The 26,977-nt window shown below is 67.0% G+C and carries 21 protein-coding genes, 1 tRNA gene and 1 riboswitch; of the genes, 8 read left to right on the forward strand and 14 right to left on the reverse strand.

The window, feature by feature from the left end:
* Positions 1–178 precede the first annotated feature (178 nt).
* The 4 genes from E0E18_RS01530 to E0E18_RS01545 all read right to left on the reverse strand — a co-directional run bounded on the left by E0E18_RS01530 (position 179) and on the right by E0E18_RS01545 (position 3,339).
* Positions 179–1,438, reverse strand: coding sequence for a tyrosine-type recombinase/integrase (locus E0E18_RS01530; RefSeq protein WP_161972230.1), 1,260 nt, complete (start codon positions 1,436–1,438; stop codon positions 179–181).
* Positions 1,439–1,633: 195 nt separating this feature from the next.
* Positions 1,634–1,707: transfer RNA gene (locus E0E18_RS01535), tRNA-Pro, on the reverse strand.
* A 125-nt stretch (positions 1,708–1,832) separates the two neighbouring features.
* Positions 1,833–2,333, reverse strand: a complete 501-nt coding sequence (gene rraA, locus E0E18_RS01540; protein WP_130839160.1) for a ribonuclease E activity regulator RraA — start codon at positions 2,331–2,333, stop codon at positions 1,833–1,835.
* Positions 2,326–3,339: an alpha/beta hydrolase family protein gene (locus E0E18_RS01545; RefSeq protein ID WP_237559586.1), complete on the reverse strand. Its 1,014-nt coding sequence runs from the start codon at positions 3,337–3,339 to the stop codon at positions 2,326–2,328. The genes rraA and E0E18_RS01545 overlap by 8 nt, the downstream gene beginning before the upstream one ends.
* 195 nt (positions 3,340–3,534) lie before the next feature.
* On the opposite strand from E0E18_RS01545, the gene secA2 reads away from it, so the two are divergent.
* The 4 genes from secA2 to E0E18_RS01565 all read left to right on the forward strand — a co-directional run bounded on the left by secA2 (position 3,535) and on the right by E0E18_RS01565 (position 8,153).
* Positions 3,535–5,850 (forward strand): accessory Sec system translocase SecA2, encoded by a 2,316-nt coding sequence (gene secA2 / locus E0E18_RS01550; RefSeq protein ID WP_130839161.1) that lies wholly within the window; start codon positions 3,535–3,537, stop codon positions 5,848–5,850.
* A gap of 164 nt (positions 5,851–6,014) precedes the next feature.
* Entirely contained in the window at positions 6,015–6,449 is a 435-nt protein-coding gene (gene odhI / locus E0E18_RS01555) for an oxoglutarate dehydrogenase inhibitor Odhl (protein ID WP_066589662.1), read from the forward strand.
* A gap of 113 nt (positions 6,450–6,562) precedes the next feature.
* Positions 6,563–7,330, forward strand: coding sequence for a transcriptional regulator FtsR (gene ftsR, locus E0E18_RS01560; protein ID WP_110481456.1), 768 nt, complete (start codon positions 6,563–6,565; stop codon positions 7,328–7,330).
* A gap of 262 nt (positions 7,331–7,592) precedes the next feature.
* On the forward strand, positions 7,593–8,153 hold the full coding sequence (locus E0E18_RS01565; protein ID WP_066587550.1) for a MerR family transcriptional regulator: 561 nt from the start codon (positions 7,593–7,595) through the stop codon (positions 8,151–8,153).
* 12 nt (positions 8,154–8,165) lie between these two features.
* On the opposite strand, the gene E0E18_RS01570 is transcribed toward E0E18_RS01565, so the two are convergent.
* The 6 genes from E0E18_RS01570 to gndA form a co-directional block, all read right to left on the reverse strand.
* Positions 8,166–8,624, reverse strand: a complete 459-nt coding sequence (locus tag E0E18_RS01570) for a hypothetical protein (protein WP_237559587.1) — start codon at positions 8,622–8,624, stop codon at positions 8,166–8,168.
* Positions 8,625–8,764: 140 nt separating this feature from the next.
* Positions 8,765–9,778: a 3-methyladenine DNA glycosylase gene (locus E0E18_RS01575; RefSeq protein ID WP_237559588.1), complete on the reverse strand. Its 1,014-nt coding sequence runs from the start codon at positions 9,776–9,778 to the stop codon at positions 8,765–8,767.
* Entirely contained in the window at positions 9,771–10,829 is a 1,059-nt protein-coding gene (locus tag E0E18_RS01580; RefSeq protein WP_066587557.1) for a hemolysin family protein, read from the reverse strand. The genes E0E18_RS01575 and E0E18_RS01580 overlap by 8 nt, the downstream gene beginning before the upstream one ends.
* On the reverse strand, positions 10,819–12,204 hold the full coding sequence (locus E0E18_RS01585; RefSeq protein ID WP_066587565.1) for a hemolysin family protein: 1,386 nt from the start codon (positions 12,202–12,204) through the stop codon (positions 10,819–10,821). Before E0E18_RS01585 ends, E0E18_RS01580 begins: the two co-directional genes overlap by 11 nt.
* Before the next feature lie 6 nt (positions 12,205–12,210).
* On the reverse strand, positions 12,211–13,371 hold the full coding sequence (locus E0E18_RS01590) for a DEAD/DEAH box helicase (protein ID WP_078057330.1): 1,161 nt from the start codon (positions 13,369–13,371) through the stop codon (positions 12,211–12,213).
* Between the two features lie 528 nt (positions 13,372–13,899).
* Positions 13,900–15,348, reverse strand: coding sequence for an NADP-dependent phosphogluconate dehydrogenase (gene gndA, locus E0E18_RS01600; protein WP_110481453.1), 1,449 nt, complete (start codon positions 15,346–15,348; stop codon positions 13,900–13,902).
* 264 nt (positions 15,349–15,612) lie between these two features.
* Here gndA and E0E18_RS01605 point away from each other — a divergent pair, with 264 nt between their 5' ends.
* On the forward strand, positions 15,613–16,197 hold the full coding sequence (locus E0E18_RS01605; RefSeq protein WP_130839163.1) for a PaaI family thioesterase: 585 nt from the start codon (positions 15,613–15,615) through the stop codon (positions 16,195–16,197).
* Between the two features lie 101 nt (positions 16,198–16,298).
* Here E0E18_RS01605 and E0E18_RS01610 read toward each other — a convergent pair whose 3' ends face one another.
* Both E0E18_RS01610 and E0E18_RS01615 read right to left on the reverse strand, forming a co-directional pair.
* Positions 16,299–17,900, reverse strand: coding sequence for a bifunctional hydroxymethylpyrimidine kinase/phosphomethylpyrimidine kinase (locus E0E18_RS01610; protein WP_130839164.1), 1,602 nt, complete (start codon positions 17,898–17,900; stop codon positions 16,299–16,301).
* A riboswitch (TPP riboswitch) is annotated at positions 17,890–17,986 on the reverse strand. It overlaps the preceding gene by 11 nt.
* 177 nt (positions 17,987–18,163) lie before the next feature.
* Positions 18,164–19,591, reverse strand: a complete 1,428-nt coding sequence (locus tag E0E18_RS01615) for an NAD(P)/FAD-dependent oxidoreductase (protein WP_130839165.1) — start codon at positions 19,589–19,591, stop codon at positions 18,164–18,166.
* Between the two features lie 343 nt (positions 19,592–19,934).
* Between E0E18_RS01615 and E0E18_RS01620 the strand changes: the two genes are divergently transcribed.
* Positions 19,935–21,206, forward strand: coding sequence for a class I SAM-dependent methyltransferase (locus E0E18_RS01620; protein ID WP_110481449.1), 1,272 nt, complete (start codon positions 19,935–19,937; stop codon positions 21,204–21,206).
* 12 nt (positions 21,207–21,218) lie between these two features.
* Here E0E18_RS01620 and E0E18_RS01625 read toward each other — a convergent pair whose 3' ends face one another.
* Positions 21,219–21,932 carry a DedA family protein gene (locus E0E18_RS01625; RefSeq protein WP_078057333.1) on the reverse strand — a complete coding sequence of 238 codons (714 nt, stop codon included), beginning with the start codon at positions 21,930–21,932 and terminating at the stop codon, positions 21,219–21,221.
* 246 nt (positions 21,933–22,178) lie between these two features.
* On the reverse strand, positions 22,179–23,549 hold the full coding sequence (locus E0E18_RS01630; RefSeq protein ID WP_066587580.1) for an MFS transporter: 1,371 nt from the start codon (positions 23,547–23,549) through the stop codon (positions 22,179–22,181).
* Positions 23,550–23,748: 199 nt separating this feature from the next.
* Between E0E18_RS01630 and E0E18_RS01635 the strand changes: the two genes are divergently transcribed.
* On the forward strand, positions 23,749–25,464 hold the full coding sequence (locus E0E18_RS01635) for an FAD-binding dehydrogenase (protein WP_066587583.1): 1,716 nt from the start codon (positions 23,749–23,751) through the stop codon (positions 25,462–25,464).
* A 37-nt stretch (positions 25,465–25,501) separates the two neighbouring features.
* Complete coding sequence (locus tag E0E18_RS01640) at positions 25,502–26,977, forward strand: amidase family protein (RefSeq protein ID WP_066587585.1); 1,476 nt, start codon at positions 25,502–25,504, stop codon at positions 26,975–26,977.

The raw sequence follows: 26,977 nt of genomic DNA on the forward strand, positions 1-26,977 counted from the left end.
CCGCCTCCGGTAAAATGTCACACTTTTGCGCTCTTCGTCTCCCCCTAACTATAACAGTGGCCGATTATCACCACTCCCGAAAACCGCAGGTCGGAGACAGTAAGCCAAACGAGGGGTACCTAAGTCCCCAGCATTCGCAAAATGTCATACTATGACTAGAATGTGACCCCCGACACGCCTAGCCCTGCAACCGCTCCAACACCGACGCTGCCGCAACACCGAAACCGGACGCAGCGCGTTGGTACTCCATTAACTGCTCGACCCGTTCATGACCCATGAGCCGGCGGGCGTCCTCCAACGCAACCCCGTTAGTTACGAGCATGGTGCCGAAGAACCGGCGCAAATCGTGCGGGGATACGTCCTCACGGCCCGCCGCCACCTTGCCCCGATGCATAGCCTCACGAAACGACGTGTCCAACATGATCGTCCCGTCAGCCTTGCCACACAGTAAAGCGTCCTCACCCGGCCCCATATGCTCCACCGCGTGGGCACGCAACCGGTCCGCCGCAGGACCGGACACCACCACATCCCGATTAGCAGCGGCAGTCTTCGGCGTATCGAACTCAACCATCCGTTGCGTGAACTTCGCCCGCCCTGTCTTAGGGTTCACCACCTGCTCGCCCGTCACCGGGTCCACCACGGGCTCAGACACCCGCTCAGCGGTCCGCCGTACCCGGACAGTCACCGGACCGTCACCATCCAGCCCTACAAGGTCACGACGGCGCAACGCCAACATCTCACCGATCCGGATGCCCGACCACGCCATGAGCGATAGCGGTGCACGATAGCGGGGAAGAACGCTATCAACCATCGTGTTCACTTCACCTACGGTGAGTAGCGGTCGATCCCGCACAGCAGACCTAGGGGCCGTGCCAGCGCCCTTGATACTGACCGGGTTGACCTCAAGTATTCCCAGTTCATCCACGGCATACTGGAACGCTGTGTGCAGTTTCCGGTACGCCTGCGCGTTCGTGGTAGCGGTATCGGGGTGGGCGGCCTTAACGCTTCTCCACCACTCTCGTATTGTCTCCGTTGTCACGGACGTCACCCGCTCACCGGCTAGGGGAGTGTCGTACACGCGGTAGCGGAACTTGTCACGGGTGCTCGACTCACTGGATGCCTTAAAGTGCCCGTCCGTCAGCCATGTCTCGCACAACTGCTTCACGGTGAGGGAGTCGCGCTCCTGCTGTGCTCGCGCGGCCTCACGGCGTTGTTTCGGTGGGAGCCATGTGTCAGTGTTCCCGGTGCGGACAAGTGACTCCCAGTACTCACGTTCGGAGTTGAGCCATCCTACCGCCGCGCTCCGGGACATGAACGCCACTCCGGGTGTGAACCTACGGTCAGTGCCGGGGAGTCGGTAGCGCGGGTAGTACCGCCACCCTTTTGCGGTCTTGCGGCGCTGGACTTCCCCCCACTCGTTGCGGTCTCGTCGTGTCATGGTCTCCGGCCTCCCATTCCTCACCCAACGGCCCCCGATTCTGTTGGGTACGTGTTGGGCGTGTTGGGCACTCGTTGGGCAACAGTGCCGTTCATTGCAGCCCCCTGCTGTGCACCGGTGTGGTACGATCATGCCCATGACCTGCACAAAGCAAAGAACCCGCTGGTCTTGTTGACCAACGGGCTCCCACTCTAGTCGGACTGACAGGATTTGAACCTGCGACCCCCACACCCCCAGTGTGGTGCGCTGCCAAACTGCGCCACAGTCCGTCCGTTCATCTCTGAACGGGGAAAAGCTTACAACAGCCGGATTCAGTGCGCTAATCCGCAGGTGAGGGAGGCCAAACCACGGGTTCCGGGCGAAGTCGCGACACCGGGACCCCGGTGCCGGTCGGCTACCGGGTGGGGGTCACCGGGGCCTCGGTGACGACCACACCGTCGGCGTCCGCGTAGACGATGTGCCCCGGGACGAAGTCCACGCCACCGAAGTGGACGACCACGTCACGCTCGCCGGCGCCGTCCTTGGCCGATTTACGGGGGTTGGTCCCCAGCGCCTTGCATCCGAAATCCATGCCACCGACGGCGGAGGAGTCCCTGATCGCGCCGTTGATGATCACACCTGCCCACCCGTGCTCCACACCGAACTCCGCGATCATGTCACCCATCAGGGCGGTGTGGACCGAGGCGTCGCCGTCGACGACGAGCACTCCACCGGGATTGTCCTCCTGGAGGATCTTCTTCACGAGACCGTTGTCCTGGAAGCAGCGGACCGTGGTGACCGGACCGCAGAAGTCGGTGTGTCCGCCGAAGTTGCGGAACTGGGTGTCACAGCTGCGGACGCCGGCACCGATGATGTCTACCAGGTCTGCAGTGGGGATGAAGGTGATCTCAGTCATGTCTTCCAACTGTAGTGTGCCCGCCGACACCGACAGACCCGGCCCACCTCGCCACCGTCTCTCCGACCCACTGTGCCGAACCGCGCCGGGTCAGCAGGTGGTCGGCGTCGGGGATGCTCAGCAGCGACTTCGGCCAGGACGCCGCGGAGAAGATCTCCGTGGCGTCCGTCACCGGCACGGTCTGATCGGTCGGCGAGTGCATGACGAGCAGGGGGACGCCACGGCGTCCGACCGCTGCAATGTCCTCCCGGACGTCGGTGGTCACGGAATTCTCCGCCAGATCGGTGAGGAAACGTCTCCGGAAGGTCAGGTCCCGTCCGGCGAGGTGGACGGTGCGCAGGGTGTCGTCCCCGGTACCCGGCAGAGGAACCTGCCGGCCAGCCGGGTCAGCCGTTTCTGCCGGCCCGGCCGTCTCTGCCGGCGCTGCCTGCTCACCGGTGAATGCGTCGAGCAGGCTCGCCGCCGCCCGGCCCGGCAGGAAAGGGGCTCCGACCGTGACGACGGCCTTCAACGAGGGAATGCGGTGGGCCGCCCGCAGTACCGCGGCACCTCCCAGTGAGTGCCCGACCAGCAGGGAGGGCGAGCTGAGGTGACTGTCCAACCATCCGGACACCGACAGCAGATCGGCCACGTTGGAGCTGAAGGTGGTGTCCTCGAAGGCGACACCACCGTTGGCGGGTACGGAATCCCCGAGCCCGGGGAAGTCGAACCGCAGGCAGGCGATACCCGCCCGTGCCAGTGCCCGGGAGATCCTGAACACACCGGGTGCGCGTCGACTGCAGGTGAAACAGTGCGCGACGACTGCCACGGGCACCCGGGCGGCCCGCAGTTCCGGCAGGGTCAGTTCCCCGGACCCCGGGGGCAGGTCCAGTGACCCGCGCAGTGTGGAGGGGGAGCCGTCGGGACAGGGGAGGGTACCCGGCAGCTCGAGGTCCACCGTGGACACCGCCCGGGAGGTCGGGGAGTGAGACGTCCTGACACCTGAAATCCTGCCATCTGAGTTCACGGTACCGAGACTACGGTCAGCGCCGCTCCCGGCGTCCGTCCCGGCGTCCTTCGGGTGCCTTTCCGGTGCCTTTCCGGTGCCGTCCGGGTGCCCGGCCGCGGGCGTCCCCCGCGCCGGGACCGTGTCCGGTGGATCGGCTACGCTGGAACACAAGACTGCAGGACAAACGGGACCTGGTCCCAGGGAAGGCGTGACATGGCCGGATTCGGCTGGTTCTGGAAGGCCATGGGGTCGTCGGCGACGGCGAACCAGAAGAAGTCGAAGACCATTGTCGGAGAGGCGGACAAGGCCGCTGAACGGCTGGCCGCCGCGACGGACGCCGACATCGTCGACATCGCCCGGTCGTGTATCGGTGACGACGAGGAACGGACCATCGAGGACGCCCCGCTGCTCCTTGCAGCGGTCCGCGAGGCGGCGTCCCGCACACTGGGGATGCGTCCGTTCGACGTGCAGCTCCAGGGCGCCCTGCGCATGCTCGTCGGCGACGTCGTGGAGATGGCCACCGGCGAAGGTAAGACCCTGGTCGGTGCGATGACGGCCGTGGGCTACGGGCTCCAGGGCCGGCGGGTGCACGTCATCACCGTCAACTCCTTCCTCGCCGGCCGTGACGAGTCGTGGATGGGGCCGTTGCTGGACTTCTTCGGTCTCACCCACGGAGCGGTGGCAGAGGAGGCGGGTCCGGACGAACGCCGTGAGGTCTACCGCAGGGACGTGGTCTTCGGCGCGGTCAACGAGATCGGCTTCGACGTGCTCCGGGACCAGCTCATCACCCGTCGCCGGGATGCGGCCCGCCCCCCCGCCGATGTGGCGGTCATCGACGAGGCTGACTCGGTCATGGTCGACGAGGCACTGGTCCCCCTTGTCCTGGCAGGTTCAGAGCCGGGTGCCGGCCCCTCCGGCCGGATCACCGACCTCGTCCGCAGGATGGAGGAGGACAGGGACTTCACGGTGTCCGGGGACCGTCGGAACGTCTTCCTGACCGAGGCCGGTGCGGAATTCGTCGAACGGGCCCTGGGAATCGACTCGCTCTACGCCGAGGACGCCGGAGACGTGCTCTCCCAGGTCAACGTCGCCCTGCACGCCCAGCATCTCCTGGTCAGGGACGTGCACTACCTCGTCCGTGACGGCGCGGTGGCGCTGATCGACAACTCCCGCGGCCGGGTCGCCGAACTCCAGCGTTGGCCGGACGGACTGCAGGCGGCCGTGGAGGCGAAGGAGGGGCTGACGGTGACCGACGGCGGCCGTATCCTCGACCAGATCACCATCCAGGCGCTCCTCGGCCTCTACCCGCGCAAATGCGGGATGACAGGGACGGCGGTCGCCGCATCCGACCAGCTCCGCCAGTTCTACGACCTCTCGGTGAGCGTCATCGACCCCAACGTCCCCACCCGACGTTTCGACGAGGCCGACCATGTCTACGTCACTGCGGAGGAGAGGGACGCCGCGGTCATCGACCACATCGTCGAAGTCCAGGCCACCGGTCAGCCGGTTCTGGTGGGCACCCAGGATGTCGCGGCCTCGGAGGAGCTCGCCGACGCCCTGGTGCTGCGTGGGGTCGAGTGCAATGTCCTCAACGCGAAGAACCATGAGGTCGAGGCCGCGGTCATCGCAGAGGCCGGACGCCCCGGCCGGGTGACAGTCTCGACCCAGATGGCTGGCCGCGGTACCGACATCCGCCTCGGCGGCCCGGACGGTGAACCCGGGCAGCCGGAGCACGACAAGGTCGTGGAGCTCGGAGGTCTGCATGTCGTGGGCGTCGGACGGTTCCGTTCGGCACGCCTGGACAACCAGCTGCGGGGTCGGGCGGGACGCCAGGGCGACCCGGGGTCGACAGTCTTCTTCGTGTCGCTGGAGGACGACATGGTCTCCGTCGGAGGAGTGGGTGAGGAACTCACCGCCGAACCAGAGCAGGACGGACGCCTCGGTCAGAAGAAGGTGCTCCAGTTCATCGACCACTGTCAACGGGTCACGGAGGGCCAGATGCTCGACATCCACGCCACCACATGGAAGTACAACAAGCTCATCGCCGACCAGAGGGCGATCGTCAACGCCCGGCGTGACAGGGTCCTCGACACGGAGGCGGCCTGGGAGGACCTCAGCTACCACGACGTCGAGAAAGCCGGTGCGCTCCAGGCGCAGGGCATAGACCATGCGGTACTGGTCCAGGCTGCACGGGAGATCATGCTCTACCATCTTGACCACGAGTGGAGCGACCACCTGGCCTACCTCGACGACGTCCGCGAATCGATCCACCTGAGGGCCATCGCCAGGGAAAGCCCGATCGACGAGTTCCACCGGTTGTCCATCGCCGCCTTCGGTGAGCTCGCTGAGCGTGCCGTGGCACTGGCCAGGGAGACCTTCAGCGACGCCACCATCACCGGGGAGGGTGTGGACCTTGACGGGCTCGGACTGCACAAGCCCAGTGCCACCTGGACATACATGGTCAACGACAACCCTCTGAACTCGACCGGAGGGTCTGTGATGGGGTCCATCGCCTCGATATTCCGGTGAGAAACTTCACGGATGTAATCGGGTGACGCGCCGCCGACGCGGAAAAGGACGGGTAGTATGATGACATCGACTCACAGGCGGACCGCCTGATGTGCTTCGAGTCCTGTCGCACCCGCGACGGGGCGGCAACGGTCACCAGTACCAGATTCCAGGAGGAACTGAACATGAGCGACAACACCGGGATCCCGGAGGCCTCGGTCGAAACCACCTCGGTCTTCCGCGCTGACCTCCTCAAGGAGATGGAAACCGGTGTGCAGTCCGAATCCACGCCCGCTGGTGTGGAGGGACTGCCCTCCGGTTCCGCGCTCCTTGTCGTGAAGCGCGGACCGAACGCCGGCTCTCGTTTCCTGCTCGACCAGGACACGACCACTGCGGGCCGTCACCCCGACAGCGACATCTTCCTCGATGACGTGACCGTTTCCCGCAGGCACGCGGAGTTCCGCCGCAGCGGTGACGACTACGAGGTCGTCGACGTCGGATCCCTCAACGGCACCTACGTCAACCGTGAACCGAAGAACTCCGCAGTGCTCAGCAACGGTGACGAGATCCAGATCGGCAAGTTCCGCCTGGTCTTCCTCAACGGGGCCAAGGAATCTTGACCCTCGTTCCGTGGCGACCCGGTGCCGCGGACATGATTGACCCGGTCAGCAGGACCGCCCTGCGCGGTCACTGTCGCCGGGAGAAGTTCAACCGCTAGCGTGTGAGGAGAATCATGGGTTCGCAGTCCGGAACCGCCCGCCGGCCAGACGACGGCGGTTACGCGCCCAGGAATCCGTCTGTCGCCGACCGTGCACCCGGTATCCTCCCCACCGCCTCCATCGGGGACGTCATCAAGCAGCTCCAGGTCGATTTTCCCGAGGTGCGCGTCTCCAAGATCAGGTTCCTCGAGTCCGAAGGGCTGATCAGCCCCCGCCGCAGCAAGTCCGGGTACCGTCGGTTCTCCCCGGAGGACATCTCCCGGATCCGTTACATTCTCGGGCTCCAGCGCGACGAATTCCTCCCCCTCAAGGTCATCAGGGAGCGGCTCGAGGCCATGGACGCGGGGAATGTCACCGCGATCCGGCTCCACAGTGACTCGGTTGCAGGTGCAGTCACCCCTGACCAGCTCCGTGCCCCGCAGATCAGCAGGCTGACGCGGGCCGACGTCTGTCTCCGCTCCGGTGCCGACGACGAGTTCCTCGGGGCACTGGTCCGCATGGACATGGTCGTCCCCGATGCCGCGGGTTTCTTCTCCGCCGACGATGTCGACATCGTCCGTATCGCCTCCAAACTGCGTGAGTTCGGAATCGACTCTCGCCACCTGCGCACACTGGTGACCATGGCACGCAGGCAGGCGGACCTGATCAACAGGGTCGCCGAGCCCGTCGCCCACAGTCGTGACGACAATGCGAAGGAACGGGCGGCTGAGATCGGCCGCGAGGTCGGAGCCCTGGTCGTCTCACTGCATGCGACCCTGGTCAAGGGAAACCTCGGCCGCTGACGGCGCAGTCGCCGACCATCGGCGTCCGACCCCCACCGGTGGTGAGTGATGTCACTCCTGTGCAGGAAGACACGCGTGTTGTTACATGCGTGTCCTTGTCCTGCTCTGCTAGCATCATCCTCAACGTCAGTTCGGTCCCGGGGCACCGGGTCAGTCCACGGCCGGAACCTCCGCCACAGTGCGGCCGGAACGCGGACCGGTCCCCGGGCGGAGATCATGTGGCGCGCCCGCGACCGGCACGTCCGACCAGGAGGAGGAACGTATGGATCAGCAGGATGCGCTGTTCGAAGTCCATCATGACGACCGTGAGGTCGGTTACCGTGTGACCACCGCCTGCCAGGTTGCAGGCATCACATACCGGCAGCTGGACTACTGGGCCAGAACAAAGCTCGTCCAGCCCTCCATCCGCACCGCGAAGGGCTCCGGCACCCAGCGCCTGTACTCCTTCCGCGACATCCTCGTCCTCAAAATCGTCAAAGGTCTCCTCGACACCGGCATTTCCCTGCAGAACATACGGCGTGCCGTGGCGAAACTCGAACACTTCGGCATCGACGACCTCGCCGGGCTCACCCTCGTCTCCGACGGCAGAACCGTGTACGCCTGCAGCTCCCCCGAGGAAGTCATCGACCTCCTCAACGGTGGGCAGGGAGTCTTCGGCATCGCCGTCCCCGGCCTGCTGAAGGAGCTGTCCGGTACCATCACCGAGTTCCCCGCCGAACCCCGCGACGCCACCTCCGACGGTGACTCCACCGGCGCCGACGGACAGGCGGCCGGTGCAGGAGTCGACGAACTCGCCGCGCGGCGACGACTCCGCAGCTCCTAGCCTCCGCAGCTCCTAGCCTGCGTCCACGGTACGCAGCAGATCGGCGCCCGCACGCGCAGAATCCTCCGCCACAGCACCGGAGGAACCGAAGACGACCAGGGACACCGGGGCTCCGTCCGCAGTCGTCGCCACAACAGGGGGATCAGGGGGCGCACCCGCGACACCGGACCACGCAGAGTCACCCACCGGGAACCACACCGCGGCTGAACCGGGAGTTCGGGCGTTGTACGCCGCCGCAGCCTCAGCCGTGGGCCTGATCTCCACGACAGGGTGCACGCAGTAGTCCCTCACCACCGGCGACGTCGCAGAGTACTTTTCCAGCAGGTCCCGTGCGGCCACCTCCGCCGCCGGATCGACCCACGCCGTCAGCGACAGATCCCCGTTGATGCACTGTGGAGTCTCATCCTCCGGGTCATCCCGGATCAGGGTGAACCACCCTGCCACCAGAGCGGCGAGCAGGACAACAACCACAGGCAGCCCCCAGACCCACCCCGCCACACCGCGTCCACGACGCCCGCTGCGGTGACGGGCCCGGGAAACATCCCGGCTGTCGCCCGACGAACCCCCGGAAGAGTTCCCGGAAGAATTCCCGGAAGACGTCACAGGACCGCTCACCGGGACCGACCTCCTTCACCGGGACCGCCCGCAGTCGCGGGGTTCTCCACCGTCGCGTCGGACAACCTGCGCGACTCCGGTACCGGTGTATCGCACAACTGCGGGTACGTGGTCTCGAGGAGTTCGGTCAACCTCCTGCGCAGTCGCTGACCGCGGTCCGCGAAACTCCTCTGCCTCCTGGCGAACTCTGCGCGTCCTCCGGCTGTTTCGACCGGTACCGGGTCATGGCCCCAGGCGCTGAGATCATAGGGCCCCGCCTCCATGTCGGTGGCGCGGATCTCGCAGGCCAGCCTGAACGTGTCGAGCCAGAGATCACCGGGAACAAGAGGGCCCAGTTTCGTCGCCCACTTGTACAGGTCCATGGTCGCGTGAAGACAACCGGGCTGTTCGGAGTCGACCTGGGACTCCCGCGTCAGAATGCAGGAGTTCATCGGCGCGGCGTCCGGGGTGAAGAAACGGAAGGCATCGAAGTGGGTGCAGTTGACCGGTCTTTCCTCGACCAGCCGGTCGGTAGCCTCCCTGCCGAGCCGCAACGGTTCCGGATGCCGTGGAGATCCGTGGTACACCATCGCCCACTCGTGCATGCCGAAGCAGCTGAACCTGGGGGAGCGGCCGGCTGTCGCCCGCAGGAGACGGTGGATGAACGTCACGCTGTCCGCCCGGGCGGTGAAGAAAGCGTCGGTGTCCACGGTCCACACCTCACCGGCACCGGTCATGACACGGTGGTGGAATTTCGACGGTCCCGGAAGCGCGGTGTCCCGGGCCGCGGCCTCCGGCATGCCGTTGAGCAGGAGGCCCGCCCCGGCACCCGGATTCCACCGCCGCAGCTGTGAGGGCTTCACCGGGTAGTAGTGGAACATGAAGTCCCACACCGGATGCCTCTCACCGCGTGAACGGCGTTCCCGGTGCGCTGCCGTGAGCCTGTCGGCGTCCGCGGCGTGCCTGTCCCTCAGCCTCGTCCAGTCCCCGGGGGTCAGGACACGCAGTTCCCGGGTCAGCGTGTCAGTCATCGTGGGTCCAGTCCCTGACGGTACCGACAAGCTCCTCGATGACGTCCTCGAGAGTGACGATGCCGACGATGACGCCGTTCTCCGACACCTGTGCCATGTGGGAACTGGTCTGACGCAGTTCCTTCATCGCCACGTCGAAGTTGGCCCCGCCCTCGACGGTGATCAGAGGACGGAGGTCCTTCACATCCAGCAGCTGGTCCGGGCCGGTGGCAGGGTCGAGAACATTGTCCAGCACATCTTTGACGTGGACATACCCCATGTAACTGCCGGCGGGGTCCGTCACCGGGAAGCGGGAGAACCCCGTCTCGGAGACGGCCTCCTCGATCTGCCCCACCGTCAGCCCACGGGGGCCGTAGCTCAGTGCACGGACCCGGTCGCGGGGGATCAGGACCTCGTGGAGGGTACGTTTCGAGGAGTTCAGGGCATTGGACAGCCGTCTGGCCTCCGCAGGGGCGATCAGGCCCTCTGACCTGGACTCCGAGATCATCTCCGCCAACTCTGACGGGGACACCGTGGAGTCCAGTTCGTCGCGCTGCTCGACCCCCACCAGGTGCAGGGTCACCCTGGCGATCCAGTTCAGCATCACCATGATCGGGTGGGCGATCCTGCAGAACAGCATGTGGGGACCGACCAGCACCGTCGCGACCGACTCCGGGCCGGCCAGGGCGATGTTCTTCGGCACCATTTCACCGAGGATGATGTGCAGCACCGTGACCAGCAGCAGGGAGATGGCGAAGCCGACCGGATGGAGCAGGTCGTCGGGCAGCCCGAGAGCATGGAACGGCTCCTCGATGAGGTGCGCGATGGCCGGCTCGCCGACCTTACCGAGCAGCAGGGAGGCGATGGTGATGCCGAACTGGGCCCCCGCGAGCATGATCGTGAGATCCTCGGTGGCCTTGATCACCTGCCCGGCACGCCTGTTGCCGGCGGCCGCCATATTCTCGAGCCGGTCCCGCCGGGACGAGATCAGCGCGAACTCGACACCGACGAAGTAGGCGTTCACGCCCAGCAGAACGACGGTGAAGACAACCGCCCAGATGTCACCGCTCACTGTCGTCCTCCTTCTTCGTGGCGGCCACGGGACGCAGCATCACCTTGTCCACCCGACGGATGTCCATGGACTCGACCTGGGCCTCCCAACGGACCTCGGGTCCCTCGGCGAAAGAGTCGAGGGCACCCCTGTCGTCGACGGGAAGCAGCACCCTGTCTCCGACTGCCGGGATACGTCCCAGGGTCGCCATGATCAGTCCGCCGAGAGTCTCGTAGGGACCGTCGGGGGCGATGTACCCGCAGATGTCACCCAGCTCGTCGCACCGCAGCAGTCCGGACAGTTCCCAGCTCCTGCCGACCTGCCGGACCTCACGCTCCTCCTCGCGGTTGTCGTGCTCGTCCCAGACCTCGCCGAGGATCTCCTCGACGACATCCTCGATGGTCACGATCCCGGCCGTTCCGCCGTACTCGTCGGCGACGAGGATGAGCTGGGAACCGGCCAGTCTGACCTGACGGAGTACGGCGTCCCCGCCGAGGCTCTCCGGCACCGTGGGGACCGGACGGGCGAGCGAGCCGACCGTGGTGGTCGAGCGCTGCCCGGCGGGAATGGTCAGGGCGTCCTTGACATGCACCACCCCGACAGTTTCGTCGAGGTCACCGCGGACCACCGGGAACCTGGAATGACCCGAGTCGTGGGCCACCCGGATCAGCTGCATGGCGGTGTCGTCGGTGTCCAGGGTGTCGACCTTGGCGCGGGGGGTCATGATGTCCTCGGCCGTGGCGTCCCCGAACCGCAGGGAACGGTCCAGGATCCGTACCTTGGACTGGTCGAAACCCTCGGACCCGGAGGAGTGGCGCACCAGCGCACTGAGCTCCTGCGGGGACCGGGCGGACGCCAGCTCGTCGGCCGGTTCGATACCGAACCGGCGGACGATGTGGTTGGCCACCCAGTTCAGCGCCCGTATGAACCCGCGGAAGATCCGGTTGAAGTGCCAGACCGGTGCGGTGAGCACCCGTGCGGTGCCCAGCGGATTGGCTATCGCCAGGTTCTTCGGCACCAGTTCACCGAAGACCATCGACAGCACGGTGGCGATGACAAGACTGAGGACCAGGGCGAGCGGTTGCGAGGCGGACTCGCTGAGCCCGACGAGTTCGAGGGCGGGCGTGAAGAATTTCGCGAGAATCGGTTCGGCAAGGTAACCGGTCGCCAGTGTGGTCAGGGTGATGCCGAGCTGCATGCCCGAGAGCATGAAGCTCAGGTTCGAGTGGGCCTTCTGCACCATCCGCGACGCCGCGTCACCACGGGTCGCGACATCGTTGTCGATGGTGGAGCGCTCCAGACTCGTGGTCGAGAACTCCACCGCCACGAAAACCCCTGTTCCCGCGGTGAGCAGGATGAAGCCCAGGAGCCCGAGGATGCTGAGCAGGATGTCCATGGCGGGCTACCGACCCTCCACGAGCCCCAGCTCGCCGAGATGGGACGTGATCCCGGGTGCCTTCCCGGGGCCGTCGAGCGCCCACTCGGTCGGACTGACCCCGGCCTTGCGCATCATCGAGAGAGTGTCCTTCTCCTGGTCGGCCAGCGTCAGTGTGAGGACGACACCCTTCTCGCCGGCGCGGGCCGTCCTGCCTGCCCTGTGGACGTAGGCCTTGTGCTCGGCCGGAGGATCGATGTGGACGACCAGGTCCACGCCCTTGATGTCGATGCCCCGGGCGGCGATGTCCGTGGCAACCAGGACGGTGGCCGTGCCGTCGGTGAACTCACGGACGGCGCGGGTGCGCGCGCCCTGGCTCTTGTCACCGTGGAGTCCCACTGCCGGCGTCCCGTCCCGGACAAGCTTCTTGACCTGACGGTCGACGGTGTGTTTGGTCCGCATGAACATGATCGTCTTCGTGGACGCCCGACCGAGCTCCAGGACCACTTCGTTGCGCGCAGGCTTGTCCCGCACCACGCCGAGGTAGTGCTCCATGGAGTCGACTTTCGCGGCGACCTCCCCTGTGGAGTGGGTGACGGGATCGTTCATGTACCGCTCGATGAGCACCTTGATGTCACCGTCGAGGGTGGCTGAGAAGAACAGGTGCTGGGCGTCCTGCGGCATACGGTCGATCAGTCTCCTGACCTGGGGGAGGAACCCCATGTCGGCCATCTGGTCGGCCTCATCCAGGGCGACGATCCGGACGTCACCGAAGTCGAGGGCCTTCTGGCCGATGAGATCCTCGGCCCGGCCGGGGGTCGCCACGAGAATATCGACGGGGCGGGCCAGGGCCGTGAAGTTGCGTTTGATGTTCACCCCTCCGACGACCTCGATCACCCTCTGGCCCACGGACTCTGCCAGGGGACGCAGACGCTCTGCGACCTGCTGGGCGAGCTCACGGGTCGGGACCAGTACCACGGCACGCGGGTGTCCGGGCCGGGAGGACCCCCCGACGAGACGCGTGACCACAGGCAGACCGAAAGTGAAGGTCTTGCCGGAACCGGTGGGCCCACGACCCAGGACGTCCCGTCCCGCCAGTCCGTCGGGGATTGCCGCAGCCTGGATCGGGAAAGGATGGACGAGCCCCTGTGCCCCCAGTTCCCTGACGACGGGTTCGGGGAGAGCCATGTCGGCGAAACGGACCGAGGTGTCCACCCCGGAGGCGGGGGAGGAAGGCAGGTTGAGGGGGGAGGACGCCGTGGTCCGGGCGCTGGCGTGGGGAGTCGTGGCCCGGGGGGTTGCCCGGGGCGTCTCGCGGGCCCGGGAGACCCCGTTCGCGCGCGGTTCCTGACCGGAGCCGTTGCCGCCGGGTCCCCGGCGGTCGGTCTGACCGCGTCGGCGTCGGGAGCCGCCTGGGCTTCGGGACCTGCGTCCTGCGCCGTCGCGTACCGGCCTGCCCTGAAGGTCGACCTTGTCCGGGCGCCTGTCACGCCCGGGGCGTCGCCCGGCGTGACCGCCCTGACCTGTGGTGCCGGACTGTCCGGTCGGGGAGTCCTGTCGGGAACCCTGACCTGCCCGGGATGAGTTGCCGCCCTGGCTACGGGTACGTCTGTCACCGGAGTCGGAACCGGCACCGCTGCCGGTGGCGCGGCTTCCCCTGACCACTCGGCGACGCCGGTGGCTGGAGGAGGAACGTCTGTCGGAGGAGGATTCCACTTACGCTTCAACCTCGCTACGGTCGCCGGACCACAAGGTGTGGAACTGCCCGGCGCGGTCGGTGCGGCGGTAGGTGTGGGCTCCGAAGAAGTCCCGCTGGCCCTGGATCAGTGCGGCGGGCAGACGCTCGGCACGCAGCGAATCATAGTAGGACAGGGACGAGGCGAACACGGGCACCGGAAGTCCGAGCCGGGTGGCCACGACAATGACGCGTCGCCACGAGTCCACGAGCCCCGAGACCTCGCCCTTGAAGTAGGGGTCGAGGAGCAGGGAACGGACATCGGGATCGGCGTTGTATGCGTCGACGATCCTGTTGAGGAACTTGGCCCGGATGATGCATCCACCGCGCCAGATGGTGGCGAGATCGCGGGGATCGACGTTCCAGTTGTGTTCGTCGGATCCGGCACGGATCTCGTCGAACCCCTGGGCGTAGGCCACCAGTTTCGAGGCGTAGAGGGCCCGGCGGACATCTTCGACGAAATCGTCCCTGGACACGCCGAGCTCGGCGAGGGTGCTCAACTGACCCGACGGCAGGTTGCCGGTCGTGGCCTCACGCTGGTCACGGGCACCGGAGAGGGCACGTGCGAAGACCGCCTCACCGATTCCGGTGGTGGGGATGCCGAGATCGAGGGCGGCCTTGACCGTCCACCGTCCGGTACCCTTCTGGCCGGCGGAGTCGACGATGACGTCGATGAGCGGCTTCCCGGTCACGGCGTCCACCTGGGAGAGGACCTCCGCGGTAATCTCGATGAGGTAGGAGTCGAGGTCACCGGCGTTCCAGGTGCGGAAGATCGCTGCAATCTCGGCGGGTTCGATACCTGCGGCGTAGCGGAGCAGGTGGTAGGCCTCACCGATGACCTGCATGTCGGCGTACTCGATACCGTTGTGGACCATCTTCACGAAATGGCCCGCACCGTCCGGACCGATGTGGGTGCAGCAGGGGGTCCCGTCGACCTTGGCGGAGATGTCCTCCAGCAGCGGGCCGAGGGAACGGTAGGATTCCTCGGGGCCACCGGGCATGATGGCGGGTCCGTTGAGAGCACCCTCCTCCCCGCCGGAGATACCTGCGCCGACGAAGTGGAGGTTGCGTGCGGCCATCTCCGCCTCGCGCCGGATGGTGTCCGTGTACAGGGCGTTACCGCCGTCGATGATGATGTCGCCGGGCTCCATGGCGTCGGCGAGCTGGTTGATCACAGCGTCCGTGGCGGCACCCGCCTGCACCATGATCAGGGCGCGGCGGGGACGCTCCAGGGAGGCGACGAACTCCTCGACCGTCGCCGCGGGAAGGAAGGAACCGGTGGACCCGAACTCGGCCATGAAGGCGTCCGTCTTTGCGGTGGTGCGGTTGTAGACGGCGACGGTGTACCCGTGGTTGGCGAAGTTCCGGGCGATGTTCGAGCCCATCACTGCCAGGCCCACGACACCGATCTGTGCGGAGGAAACTGTCATGGTGACCCATAGTAGCGCCCGCACCCGCGAACCCGCCCGCCACGGCGCCGGGGTGTCTAGACTCACCAGGGACTGCACCGTCGACCATTCGCAGTCACCGGCAGTCACCGGGCAGTCACCGGCAGTCACCGGCAGTCACCGGCGCTGCACGGTGCATGAAGGACGGTGCACAGGTCAGCCGGCGAGGTTTCCGGCGGCGACAGACAGACCGCGACAGACAGACCGCGACAGACAGACGGCCAGAGGAGCAAGGAGTAGTCGACCATGACAGGATTCAACGGGGACGCCGCACAGCCGGGACAGACCGGGCAGGCACAGGACGCCACAGTGCAGGACGCCACAGTGCAGGACGCCACAGTGCAGGACGGTACGAAGGACGCCCTGACCAGAATGACCGGACTGCTGGCGAAGGTGAAGTCCGGTGGGCTCACGGAGGCGGAGACCGCCGAGCTGGCCGTGATTCTCGGTGGCAGGGTCGGGGGACTGGACTCCACCCTCGGCGTCCGCTACATCTCCTTCCTGCCGGAGATGGTGCTCGAGCTCACGGTCACCCGGGACCACGTCCAGCCCTGGGGGATCACCAACGGAGGGGTCTACGCCAGTCTCGGGGAATCAGCGGGGTCTTTCGCCGGATTCATCGCTGCGGGGGGACACTCCTCCGTCATGGGTGTGACCAACTCCACGAATTTCCTGCGGCCCTCTGTCCCCGGAGACGTCATCCGTTCGACCGCGCACGCGGTACACACCGGCCGGACGAGCCAGTTGTGGAGGATCGACCATGTCAACGCCACGAGCGGGAAACTGCTGGCGACCACGGAGCTGCGGACTGTCGTCGCACCGCGCAGGTGAGACCGGGTGGTGGGAGGACACCGAGCCCGGGTGAGTCAGATGCGGGGGTGAACCGTGTCCGGGGGTGGCTGACAGCCCCCGGGGGGGGACTGCTGCGACGTTCAGTGTCGGCGGGAAGCCTGGTCGAAGAACTCCAGTTCCCACCTGGAGGCGTCGAGGTAGGCGACGGCAGCCTCGGCCCGCGCTGCGGGACCGGCGTCCTCGAACGCCTTCTCCACCAGTGCCACAGCCTGTCGGACGCTGTCGGTGAAGTCGCTGCCGGAGTAGGTCTCCAGCCATGCCGAATAAGGGTTGTCCGCAGGTGAGTTGGCCGCGAGTTCCAGCCCGACCTCGGCGTACAACCAGTAGCAGGGCAGCACTGCGGCGGCGCCGACGACATGGTCACGGGTCCTGACACACCGCATGAGATGCGAGGTGTACGCCCCGGTCACGGGAGAGGGCAGGGCGGGGGCGCTGTCCCCGTTCCAGTTGCGGTGCAGTTCGGCCTCTTCCTCGAGACACTCCGCCGCGCCCTTCACCCAGAACAGTGCGGACTCCTGGTCCGGGGCGGACGCCGCCAATGAAGCCAGGGCGGGGGAGTACAGGGACAGGTAGACGGCGTCCTGCGCCAGGTAGAAGGAGAAGTCGTCCCGGTCCAGCGTCCCGCTGCCGAGATCGGTGATGAAGGGAAGGTCCGTGACGGACCTGTGGATGTGCGCCGACGCGTTCCACAGGGCCGCCGTCCACGGACCTGCAGCCGGAATACGCGGGGGTTTCCGGGTGGTGCCTGCACCGTCGAACTGGCCGGACAACAGATCCCCGGGCTTTTCCAGGGCTGCCGGCATATCCGGGACATGGTGCCAGGGGGTGGTGTCTGCGGCGGCGGCGAGCCGGCGCGACCGGTGGGTGTGGTCGACAGGGCCGTTTCCGGTGCCGACATGCAGGTCGTCGGCGTAGCGGATCGCCTCGGTCAGCCACCGGGTCGCCCAGGACAGTGCGGCTGCCACGGACTCTCCGGCGGCGAGGCGGGTGGTCAGGGCGGAGGACAGGGAACATCCGGTGCCGTGGGTGTTGTGGGTGGCGATGCGTGCCACCGGGACAGTGTGGACTTCACCGTCAGGGAAGACGACGGCGTTGTCCGCTCCACCGCCTGTCAGATGTCCGCCCTTGACTATCACGGTGGTACCGAGTTCAGCGGCGAGGTGGCGTCCCTGGTCCACGGCCTCCGGAAGCGTCGTGGCCTGCCCGGTCCCTGACAGCACCGCGAGCTCGGCGAGATTCGGTGTGATCACGTCCGCGAGGCGGCACAGTCCGACAAGAGCCTTCTCCCCGTCCGGGGTGAGCAGACGGTCACCACTGGTGGCCACCATCACAGGATCGACGACGAGCACCGGGACGGGGTGGGCACGCAGGTAGTCGGTGACCGTACGGGTGATCTCCGCGGTGCCGAGCATCCCCACCTTCACCGCGTCCACACGGACGTCGTCGAAGACGGCGTCCAGCTGGTCGGTGAGGAAGCCGGTGTCGGGGGTGTGGATGCTGCGTACCCCGTGGGTGTTCTGCGCCACCAGGGCGGTGACCACCGTCATCGCGAAGCCACCCGCTTCGCAGATGGCCTTGATGTCCGCCTGTACACCCGCACCGCCGGTGGGGTCGGTGCCTGCGACAGACAGGACCCTGGGGACGGAACCCTGCAGGGGGAGGACCGGGCGTGAAGATGTCATCTGACATTCCCTTCGCTAGTACGAACTAGAGCAGGTTCGACGGGTGTGATCTCAGCGTCATGGGCGACGCACCCCGTGTCACGGTGGACCATCCTACCCTGCAGGGCCTCCACCGGCGGCGGACACTCACGCCGTCCGGACCGGCTCCCCCCACCGGACGGTCGCGTTCCCGGCACGGCAGAAAAACCGGTGCCGTGGTCGTCGGGGACGACCACGGCACCGGGGCAGCTCAGACGGTCACGGGCACCGCCGGGCAGGGAATGTCAGTCGGTGGTGGGCCGGATGTCGCGGCCCTCCCCGACCTTGAGGTTGTCGCGGACCATGACGGAACGGATACCCTGCTCGTCCTCGAGTTCGCGCAGCCGACGCAGGATGTTGCGGCCGTGAAGCTGCTGGCGGGTCGCCACCAGGTTCCACCGGTTGGGCGACAGCGAGTTCAGCCCCCAGCTGTAGGCGGCGACGAAACGGTTACGGAAACCGACCAGGAACATCATGTGGACGGCGAGCCACATGAGCCAGCCCGGGAAGCCGGTGATCTCCCGGTCACCGATCTTCACCACGGCGTAGAACCGCGAGACGATGGCCATGGTGCCCTTGTCGTGGTAGCTGAACGCGGGACGGGAGGTGCGGCCTTCCTCGACCTCACCGCGGATGACGTCAGCGACGAACTGGCCACCCTGGATGGCGACCTGGGCCAGACCGGGCAGACGGTCGTGGCTCATCATGTCACCGACGACGAAGATCTCCTTGTGACCTTCGATGGTGAGGTCGTCACCGACGGGGACGCGGCCTGCACGGTCGGCGTCCACCCCGTCGATCTGCTCGGTGACCATCCTGCCCAGCGGGCTGGCGGCGACACCTGCGGACCAGATCTTGCAGTAGGAGCCGACAGTGGTCTCCTTCTCGGTCTTCATGCTCTTCCACGTCACGCCCTCGGCGTCGACGTTGGTGACCAGGGAGTCGGTGACGACCTCGACACCGAGCTTCTCCAGCTTCTTCTGGGCCTTCTTGCCGAGATTCTTGCCGAAGGGGGGCAGAACCTGGGGCGAACCGTCGACGAGGAGGATACGTGCAGAGTCGGTGTCGATGTCCCGGAACTCGTTGCGGAGGGTCCGGTGGGCCATTTCCGCGACCTGGCCGGCGAGCTCCACGCCGGTCGGACCGGCGCCGACGATGACGAAGGTCAGCAGGCGACGCTTCTCCTCGGGATCGGTGGTGATCTCCGCGCGCTCGAAGGCGCCGGTGATCCGCGCCCGGATCTCGAGTGCGTCGTCGATGCTCTTCATGCCCGGGGCGAACTCCGCGAAGTGGTCGTTGCCGAAGTAGGACTGTCCGGCACCGGCGGCGAGGATGAGCGAATCGTACTGGAGGACGACCTCACGGCCGCCCAGGTCACCGGTGACGGTCCGTGCGTCGACGTCGATCTCACGGACCTCGGCCTTGACGACCCGGGTGTTCTTCTGCTTCCGCAGGATCTGGCGGATGGTCGGGGCGATCTCACCCGAGGACAGCACGCCGGTGGCCACCTGGTAGAGCAGCGGCTGGAAAAGGTGGTGGTTGGTGCGGTCGATGATGGTCACGTCGACATCGGCGTCCGCGAGCCTCTTGGCGGCGAACAGTCCGCCGAAACCGGCTCCGACTATGACGACGTGGTGGCGACCGCCGGCGGGGCGGGTCGGGGTGGATGCCATGGAATCAGTCTCCTCGCTTTTCGGGGACGGTGACTGCGCCGGTGTGGGGTGCGGCCGGACGTCCCCGGAATTCTTGGTCGGTTGCACACCTGTCCGGGCGGTCCGATGACGCGGTACACGTCCCCTGCCGGCCGGTCTGACGGCAACCTCGGTTGTTATGCGACTAGTGTAGTGGTTTGTTCTGAGGTGTTCAGGGCGTGGGTACGTCTCCGGAGCCGGCCACGTCCGCTGATGTCCGTTTGGTGCCTCCCGCCCTGTCAAGGGGTGGGGGAAACCACCCCTGTTGTGCGAGAGATCACCCCGTCAGTGCCCCCGGTGGTGCCGACACTGAAAGGAGTTGCCGGTGTCCGAGGGTTTCATCGACCCCGAGCGGTGGCCGGATCTCGTGCGCCGGCCGGAGGCACCGTTGCTCGGCTCACGGGCCGCCCGTATCAGGGAACGTCTCGAAGAGCTCACCCGTGAACACGGTGTGTCCCTGGCCGGCGACGGTCACCCCAGGTTCCTCGTACATGACGGGCTCGTGCTCGACCGGATGGTCGCCGACGGGTGGCTCGGACTGGCCGAGGGGTACATGGCGGAGGAATGGGACGCCGAACCACTCCCCGAGGTACTGCAGGTACTGATGTCACGCCCTCTCGAAACCGGTCTGGGGGGTTTCCTGTCACGCAGGAGCAGACGTGACTTCGGGCACGTCGTCAACGGTGAGATCCCGGACGCCCTCGTCGAGCTCTACGCGGGCGGCACCCGGGCGACGGGGTCGGCACTGTTCGCCTCCGGCACCAGGACCTCCGCGACGCGGCTGGTCTCCCAGCACGGCAGGCAGACCCCGGTGGTGGTGACCTGGATGGACGCCCCCGAGGAGGTGGACCGCGCAGACCTCGATCCGGCCCAGGTCAACCGGATCAACCTGATGCTGGACGTCGCCCGGGTAGGGGCCGGGGACCGGGTTCTCGAGCTCCCCGGCAGCGGGGGCGCCCTGCCGGTGCTGGCAGCCCGGCGCGGAGCCAGTGCCGACGTGCTGACCTCGGACGCCGACCATGCCGAAGTCGTCAGGTCACGTGCCCACGCCGCGGGAGTCGGCGGTGCCGTGCGTGTGGAGACGGTGAGGGGGACGGTGCCGTCTCCGCGGCAGTGGTCGGGCAGCTATGACGCCGTGTTCAGCGTGGAACGGATGGAGACCCTGGGGGACAGGGGGTCAGAGGCTTTCCTCGCCGCCGTGCACCGGATGCTCACGCCGCAGGGCACGGCGGTGGTCCAGTCGTTGACGACCGCGGCGGACCAGGTGATTCCCGGAGACGTCGTGGACAGGAGCCTCGACGTGATGAGGGCCTACGTGTGGCCGGCGCTGCAGTATCCCCGGGTGGAGCGGGTCATTGAGCAGGCCAACCGTGTCGGCCTGGAGCTGGTGCGGGAGATCCATCTCGGCTCCCATGCGGCGCTGACCCTGGGACTGTGGCGGGAGGCTTTCGCTTCGCGGGAGCGTCAGGCTGCTGCGGCCGGGTTCGATCCGGTCTACCGGCGGCTGTGGAACTACCAGCTGGCCCTTCACGAGGCTCTGATCGGTTCCGGTGCCCTGGACTGTGTCCAGTACGTTCTGCGCCGCGCCGGGGCGTGACATGACAGAGGGTCAGACCGCGTTTCTGCCGGTGATGTCGTCTGTGGAGTCCCCGGCGTCCGTGCCGGTCGCCGTGTCGGTTTCTGTACCGTCCTGCGCTGCGAGGGTCTCCCGTATCCGGTCCTGCTCCCGGCGGGAGTGTGTCCGGAGCCGGACAACTTTGACGACCACCGGGACGAGCACCACACACACTCCCGCGATAATGATGAGGTCGAGGTAGTCCCGGATGAACGGGACGCCGCCGAGCAGGTAGCCGAGACAGGTGATACCCGCTCCCCAGATCACACAGCCGAGGACGGACCAGAAGGTGAAGGCCAGGCGGGGCATCCCCGCGATTCCCGCGACCAGGGGGTTGAGGGTCCGGACCACGGCGATGAACCTGGCGAACAGGACGGTCACCGCCCCGTACCTGTCGAAGAACCCCTCAGTCCTGGCGACGGCCTCCGGGCCTATCCAGTTGAGCACCCGGGACTGCAGTGCCGCTGGCCCGTAGCGGCGTCCCAGGGAGTACCCGAGCTGGTCGCCGAGTGCCGCGGCCAGCGGAATTCCGGTGCACAGGGCCCACAGCGGGGCGAAGGCGTTGTCGGAGGCGGCCATGATCCCGGCGGTGAACAGGAGGGTGTCGCCGGGGAAGATGAAACCGATGAGGACGCCGGTCTCCATGAAGATCACGAGCAGGACCCCTGCGAGTCCGAACGTGGTCAACAGGCTGTCGACATCGAACATACGGCGGTGACCTCACTCGGTAGGCGGGTTCGGGAGGGTGACGGACGCCGTGGGCGGCAGCGTGATCCGCGACCTGTGGTCCGGCACCTTCCGTCAGCTAAACGTGACCCAGAATAGGCCAACGGCCCCGGGGCTGCTGCCCCGGGGCCGTTGAGTCTGCCTCTGGAGGCTGCCGGGGGAGTTGAGGCCCGCCGATGTGTTAGAGCGGTCAGGAGGCCCGGACGGTGAGAGACCGGACGGTGAGGGTCAGATGCTGTAGAGGTCGATGTCGCGTGTCTCCCGCATGATTCGGATCGCCACCAGCGAGATGAGGGTAACGATCGCCAGGTACATGCCGACGGCCCAGGGACCGTAGTTGGTGGCCAGTGCCACGGCGATGAACGGTGCGACTGCGGCGCCGAGGATGGAGGAGAGGTTGTAGGCGATGCCCGAGCCCGTGTAGCGGACATTAGTGGGGAACATTTCCGGCAGGACCGCTGACATGGGACCGAAGATCAGTCCCATGAGGAACATGCCGATGGACAGGAAGACGCCCGCGGTGAGCTCGGTGGCGGTGTCCGGGTCGAGGAAGAGCTGGAAGGCGCAGCTGTAGACCAGGATGATGACGGAAGCCACAGTGAGGAACTTACGACGACCGACGGTATCGGCCAGGTGCCCGGCGATCGGGATCCCGACGACGAAGAAGCAGGCGGAGATCAGCTGGATGACGAGGAAGTGCTCGTACTCGATGCCCAGTCCGGCGCCCTTGTCACGGTCACCGATGCCGAAGGAGAGGAACCACGTCGTCACGATGTAGAAGAGCGTGTAGGTGGAGACCATCACGAAGGTGCCGAGGATGACCTCTTTCCAGGCGACCCGGAAGACCTCTGCGGTGGGGACCTTGACGTCCTCGCCCTTGTCGAGGGTCTCCTGGAAGACCGGGGTCTCGTCGAGCTTGAAACGGACCCACAGGCCGATGGCGACCATGACAGCGGAGCAGAGGAAGGGCACGCGCCATCCCCATGCCAGGAAGTCACCTTCGACGTCACCGTCGGTGTGGTTCATGATGGTCACCAGCAGCAGGAAGAGACCGTTGGCGAGCAGGAAGCCGAACGGGGCACCGAGCTGGGGCCACATGGCGGCCCGGGCACGCTTACCTTCCTCGGCGTTCTCGGTGGCCAGCAGGGCGGCCCCCGACCACTCTCCTCCGAGGCCGATGCCCTGACAGAAACGCAGGAGCGCCAGCATGGCGGGTGCCCACAGGCCGACCTGGTCGTAGGTGGGCAGGCATCCGATGATGAACGTGGCTATGCCCATGGTCAGCAGGGCACCGATGAGGGTGGCCTTGCGGCCGATCCGGTCGCCGAAGTGTCCGAAGAGTATGGATCCGAGGGGACGGGCGACGAAGGCGAGTCCGAAGGTCGCCAGTGACGCCAGGAGGCCCACGGTGGCGTTGTCGGTCTTGGGGAAGAACAGGTGCGGGAAAACCACGACGGCCGCGGTGGCGTAGGCGTAGAAGTCGTAGAACTCGATGGTGGTGCCGATGGTGGACGCGATGATCACGCGGCCGCGGCTGTTGCCGTTGACCCGGGGAGGGGTCTGTGGAGACGGCGGTTTCTGCTGGAGGGTGTCGGTCATTGTCTGCTCGGGCAATTCTGTCGGTTGTCAGGTGTCTCTCCGTCGCATTCCCACATCATGGAACGACAGAGTCAATGGACGGGAAGATACACTCTCACATCGTGGACGTCAATCTCCCAGAAGTTGGGATGGAGGAAGTCCCGTGGAAATGTGAACCGTCCGCTCCGCGGCGTCCCGCCACCCCTTAGGATGACTGTGTATGGGAGCGAAAACTGATGTGATCGTGGTCGGCTGCGGACTCGCCGGAATGGTCGCAGCCTACGAGGCCCAGCGCGCCGGGCTGTCGGTCCTGATCCTCGACCAGGAGAACCGGGCGAACCTCGGCGGCCAGGCCTACTGGTCACTGGGCGGACTGTTCTACGTCGGCAGCCCCGAACAACGGCTCATGGGTGTGAAAGACTCCGAGGAACTCGCCTGGCGTGACTGGGAGAACTCCGCGAACTACGACGACACCCGCCCGGGCGGAAACGACCACTGGGCACGGGAATGGGGTCGCGCCTACGTGCACTTCGCCGCGACGCAGAAACGTGACTACCTCAAAGGACTCGGCCTCAGCGTGCTGCCCACCGTCGGCTGGGCCGAGCGCGGAAGCGGGGACGCCTCCGGACACGGCAACTCGGTACCCCGGTTCCACCTCACCTGGGGTACCGGTCCCGAGGTGGTCCGCGTGTTCCGCGAACCACTGCTCGAGGCGGAGAAGGCGGGCAGGGTCAGGTTCGCGTTCCGCCACCGTGTCGACAGCCTGACCGTCGAAGCCGACAGGAACGGCACCCGCAGAGTCGTCGGTGTCCGGGGCAGCGTGCTCTGCCCCTGCGACGACCTGCCCCGCGGGGTCGCCTCACCACGGGAGGTCGTGGACACCTTCGACCTGCGGGCCGCGGCCGTGGTCGTGACCTCCGGAGGAATCGGGGGAAACCTTGACCTGGTACGCCGGTCCTGGCCCACCGAGCAGTGGGGGCAGTGCCCCGACGACCTGGTCAGCGGAGTACCCGCCCACGTCGACGGACGCATGCTCGCCATCACCGAGGACGCCGGCGCCGCCACCGTCAACACCGACCGCATGTGGGCCTACGCCGAAGGCATGAAGAACTGGGACCCCATCTGGCCCGACCACGGCATCCGCATCATTCCCGGCCCCAGTTCGATGTGGTTCGACGCCACCGGTCAACGACTGCCCACCAACCTCTTCCCCGGATCGGACAATCTCGCGGCACTGTCCCACATCGGACGCACCGGCCACGGTTACAGCTGGTTCGTCCTCGACAAGACCATCGCCGCCAAGGAGTTCATCTTCTCCGGGTCCGAGCAGAACCCGGACCTCACCGACAAGGAGTTCCGCAAACTGCTCGGCAAGATCGGCCCGGGAATGCACGTCGCAGTCCAGAACTTCATGGACCACGGCGAGGACTGGGTCATCGCCAACGACCTTGACGCCCTGGTCACCGGGATGAACGAGCTCGCCCACGCCGAGAAACCCGGCGCGCCCACCATCGACGTCGACCGGCTGCGCCGTCAGGTCGAGGACCGTGACAGTCAGATCGAGAACAAGTTCAGCAAGGACGCCCAGGTCAACTACATCCACACCGCGCGCAAATTCCTCGGGGACAAGATCGTCCGTGCCGCGGCACCCCACCGCATCCTCGACAACAGGCACGGGCCCCTCATCGCCGTGCGGCTGCGCATCCTCACCCGCAAGACCCTCGGCGGCCTGGAAACCGACCTGTCGGGACGGTGCCTGCGCCCGGACGGCTCAGTACTGCCCGGCCTCTACGCTGCCGGGGAGGTCGCCGGATTCGGCGGCGGCGGCATGCACGGGAAAAACGCCCTGGAGGGGACGTTCCTCGGCGGTTGCATCCACTCGGGGAAGAGAGTCGGGGAGGCACTGGCCGTCCAGGTCCGGGTCCTGCGCCGCTGACCCGGCGCGGTGTGCCCGCTGCGGCTAGGGTCGGAGGATGGAGAACTCCCGGACACCCCAGACATCCGCCACCGCACCGGTGGACTGGCACACCCTCGACGCCCACGACTGGCGCGAACAGGTCATCGCGCTCAGCGACAGCACCAGCGGCACCGGCCCTTCCGCCGGCAGCGCGCCGGGCGGCGGCGCGGTGGCGGGGATTCAGTCGGCCCTGGCCCGCATCGCCCGACTGGACCGCGACCTCAACGCCTTCTCGACCGTCCTCGCCGATGAGGCCCTGGAGACCGCCCGCACCCTCGACGAGCTTCCCCCGCAGCGTCGGGGTCCGCTGCACGGGGTACCGGTGGCGGTCAAGTCGGAGATCGACGTCAAGGGCGTCGTGACGACGTTCGGCACCAGGGCGAACTCGACCCCGGCCGGGGAGGACGCCCTGGTCGTGCGCCGGTTACGTGACGCCGGGGCAGTGATCATCGGGGTGACCCGGATGCCGGAGTTCGGGGCCTGGCCCTACACCCAGTCCTCGGGGTACGGGGTGACCCGCAACCCCCACGACCAGTCGAGGACCCCGGGCGGTTCCAGCGGCGGATCCGCCGCCGCGGTGGCCGCCGGCCTGGTCCCCCTCGCACTGGGCGGTGACGGGGGCGGGTCGATCAGGATCCCGGCGGCGAACTGCGGACTTTTCGGACTCAAACCGGTCCGGGGGAGGGTGTCCGCCTCGCCTCACCCGCACCTCTGGCACGCCCTGGGTACGACGGGCCCGCTGGCACGTTCGGTCCGTGACAGTGCACTGGTCTACGACATCGTCAAGGGGAACGTCGACGGTGACGCCTACACCGCACCACCGTCGGGGAGCTTCCTCGACGCGTACACGGGTGCCGCCAACCGTGACCGACTGAGGATCGGCATGGCGCTCGGCGCACCGGCGGCGACGGGCAGGCTCCACCCGGAGCATGCCGCTGCGGTGCACCGGGCAGCTGGCATCCTGAGGCAGGCGGGTCACAGTGTCGACCTCTTCGATCCCCGGTACCCGGACCCTACGGCGTCATTCATCCCCCAGTTTTTCGCGGGGATCCGGACCGAGGCCGCCGACGTGGAGCACCCGGAACTGCTGGAGGCCAGGTCGCGCAGTCTGGTGCGTCTGGGCAGCTGGGTGCGCGGGCCGGTGCACCGTCGCGCCGAGCGGGCCGGTTCGCGAATCGCCGCCGAACTCGACCGGGTGTGGAGGGAGGTTGACGTCCTGCTGACCCCCACCGTCCCCGACCGGCCGGGTGCCGCCGACGCCATCGTCGGCAGAGGGGCGGTGCGTACCCTGCTCGCGGCGTCAGGCCCGGTGGCCTACACCGCGATGTGGAATGTCACCGGACTTCCGGCCGCGGCGGTCCCGCTGGGGACCGGAACTGACGGACTTCCCCTGTCTGTGCAGCTGGTGGCGCCGGTGACGGGGGCGGGCGGGGTGTCCGGCGAGGAGCTGATCGTCGCCCTGGCTGCGGAGATCGAGTCCGCGGCAGCCTGA

The organism is Corynebacterium neomassiliense, from assembly GCF_900626215.1.
In the GTDB taxonomy this organism is placed as follows: domain Bacteria; phylum Actinomycetota; class Actinomycetes; order Mycobacteriales; family Mycobacteriaceae; genus Corynebacterium; species Corynebacterium neomassiliense.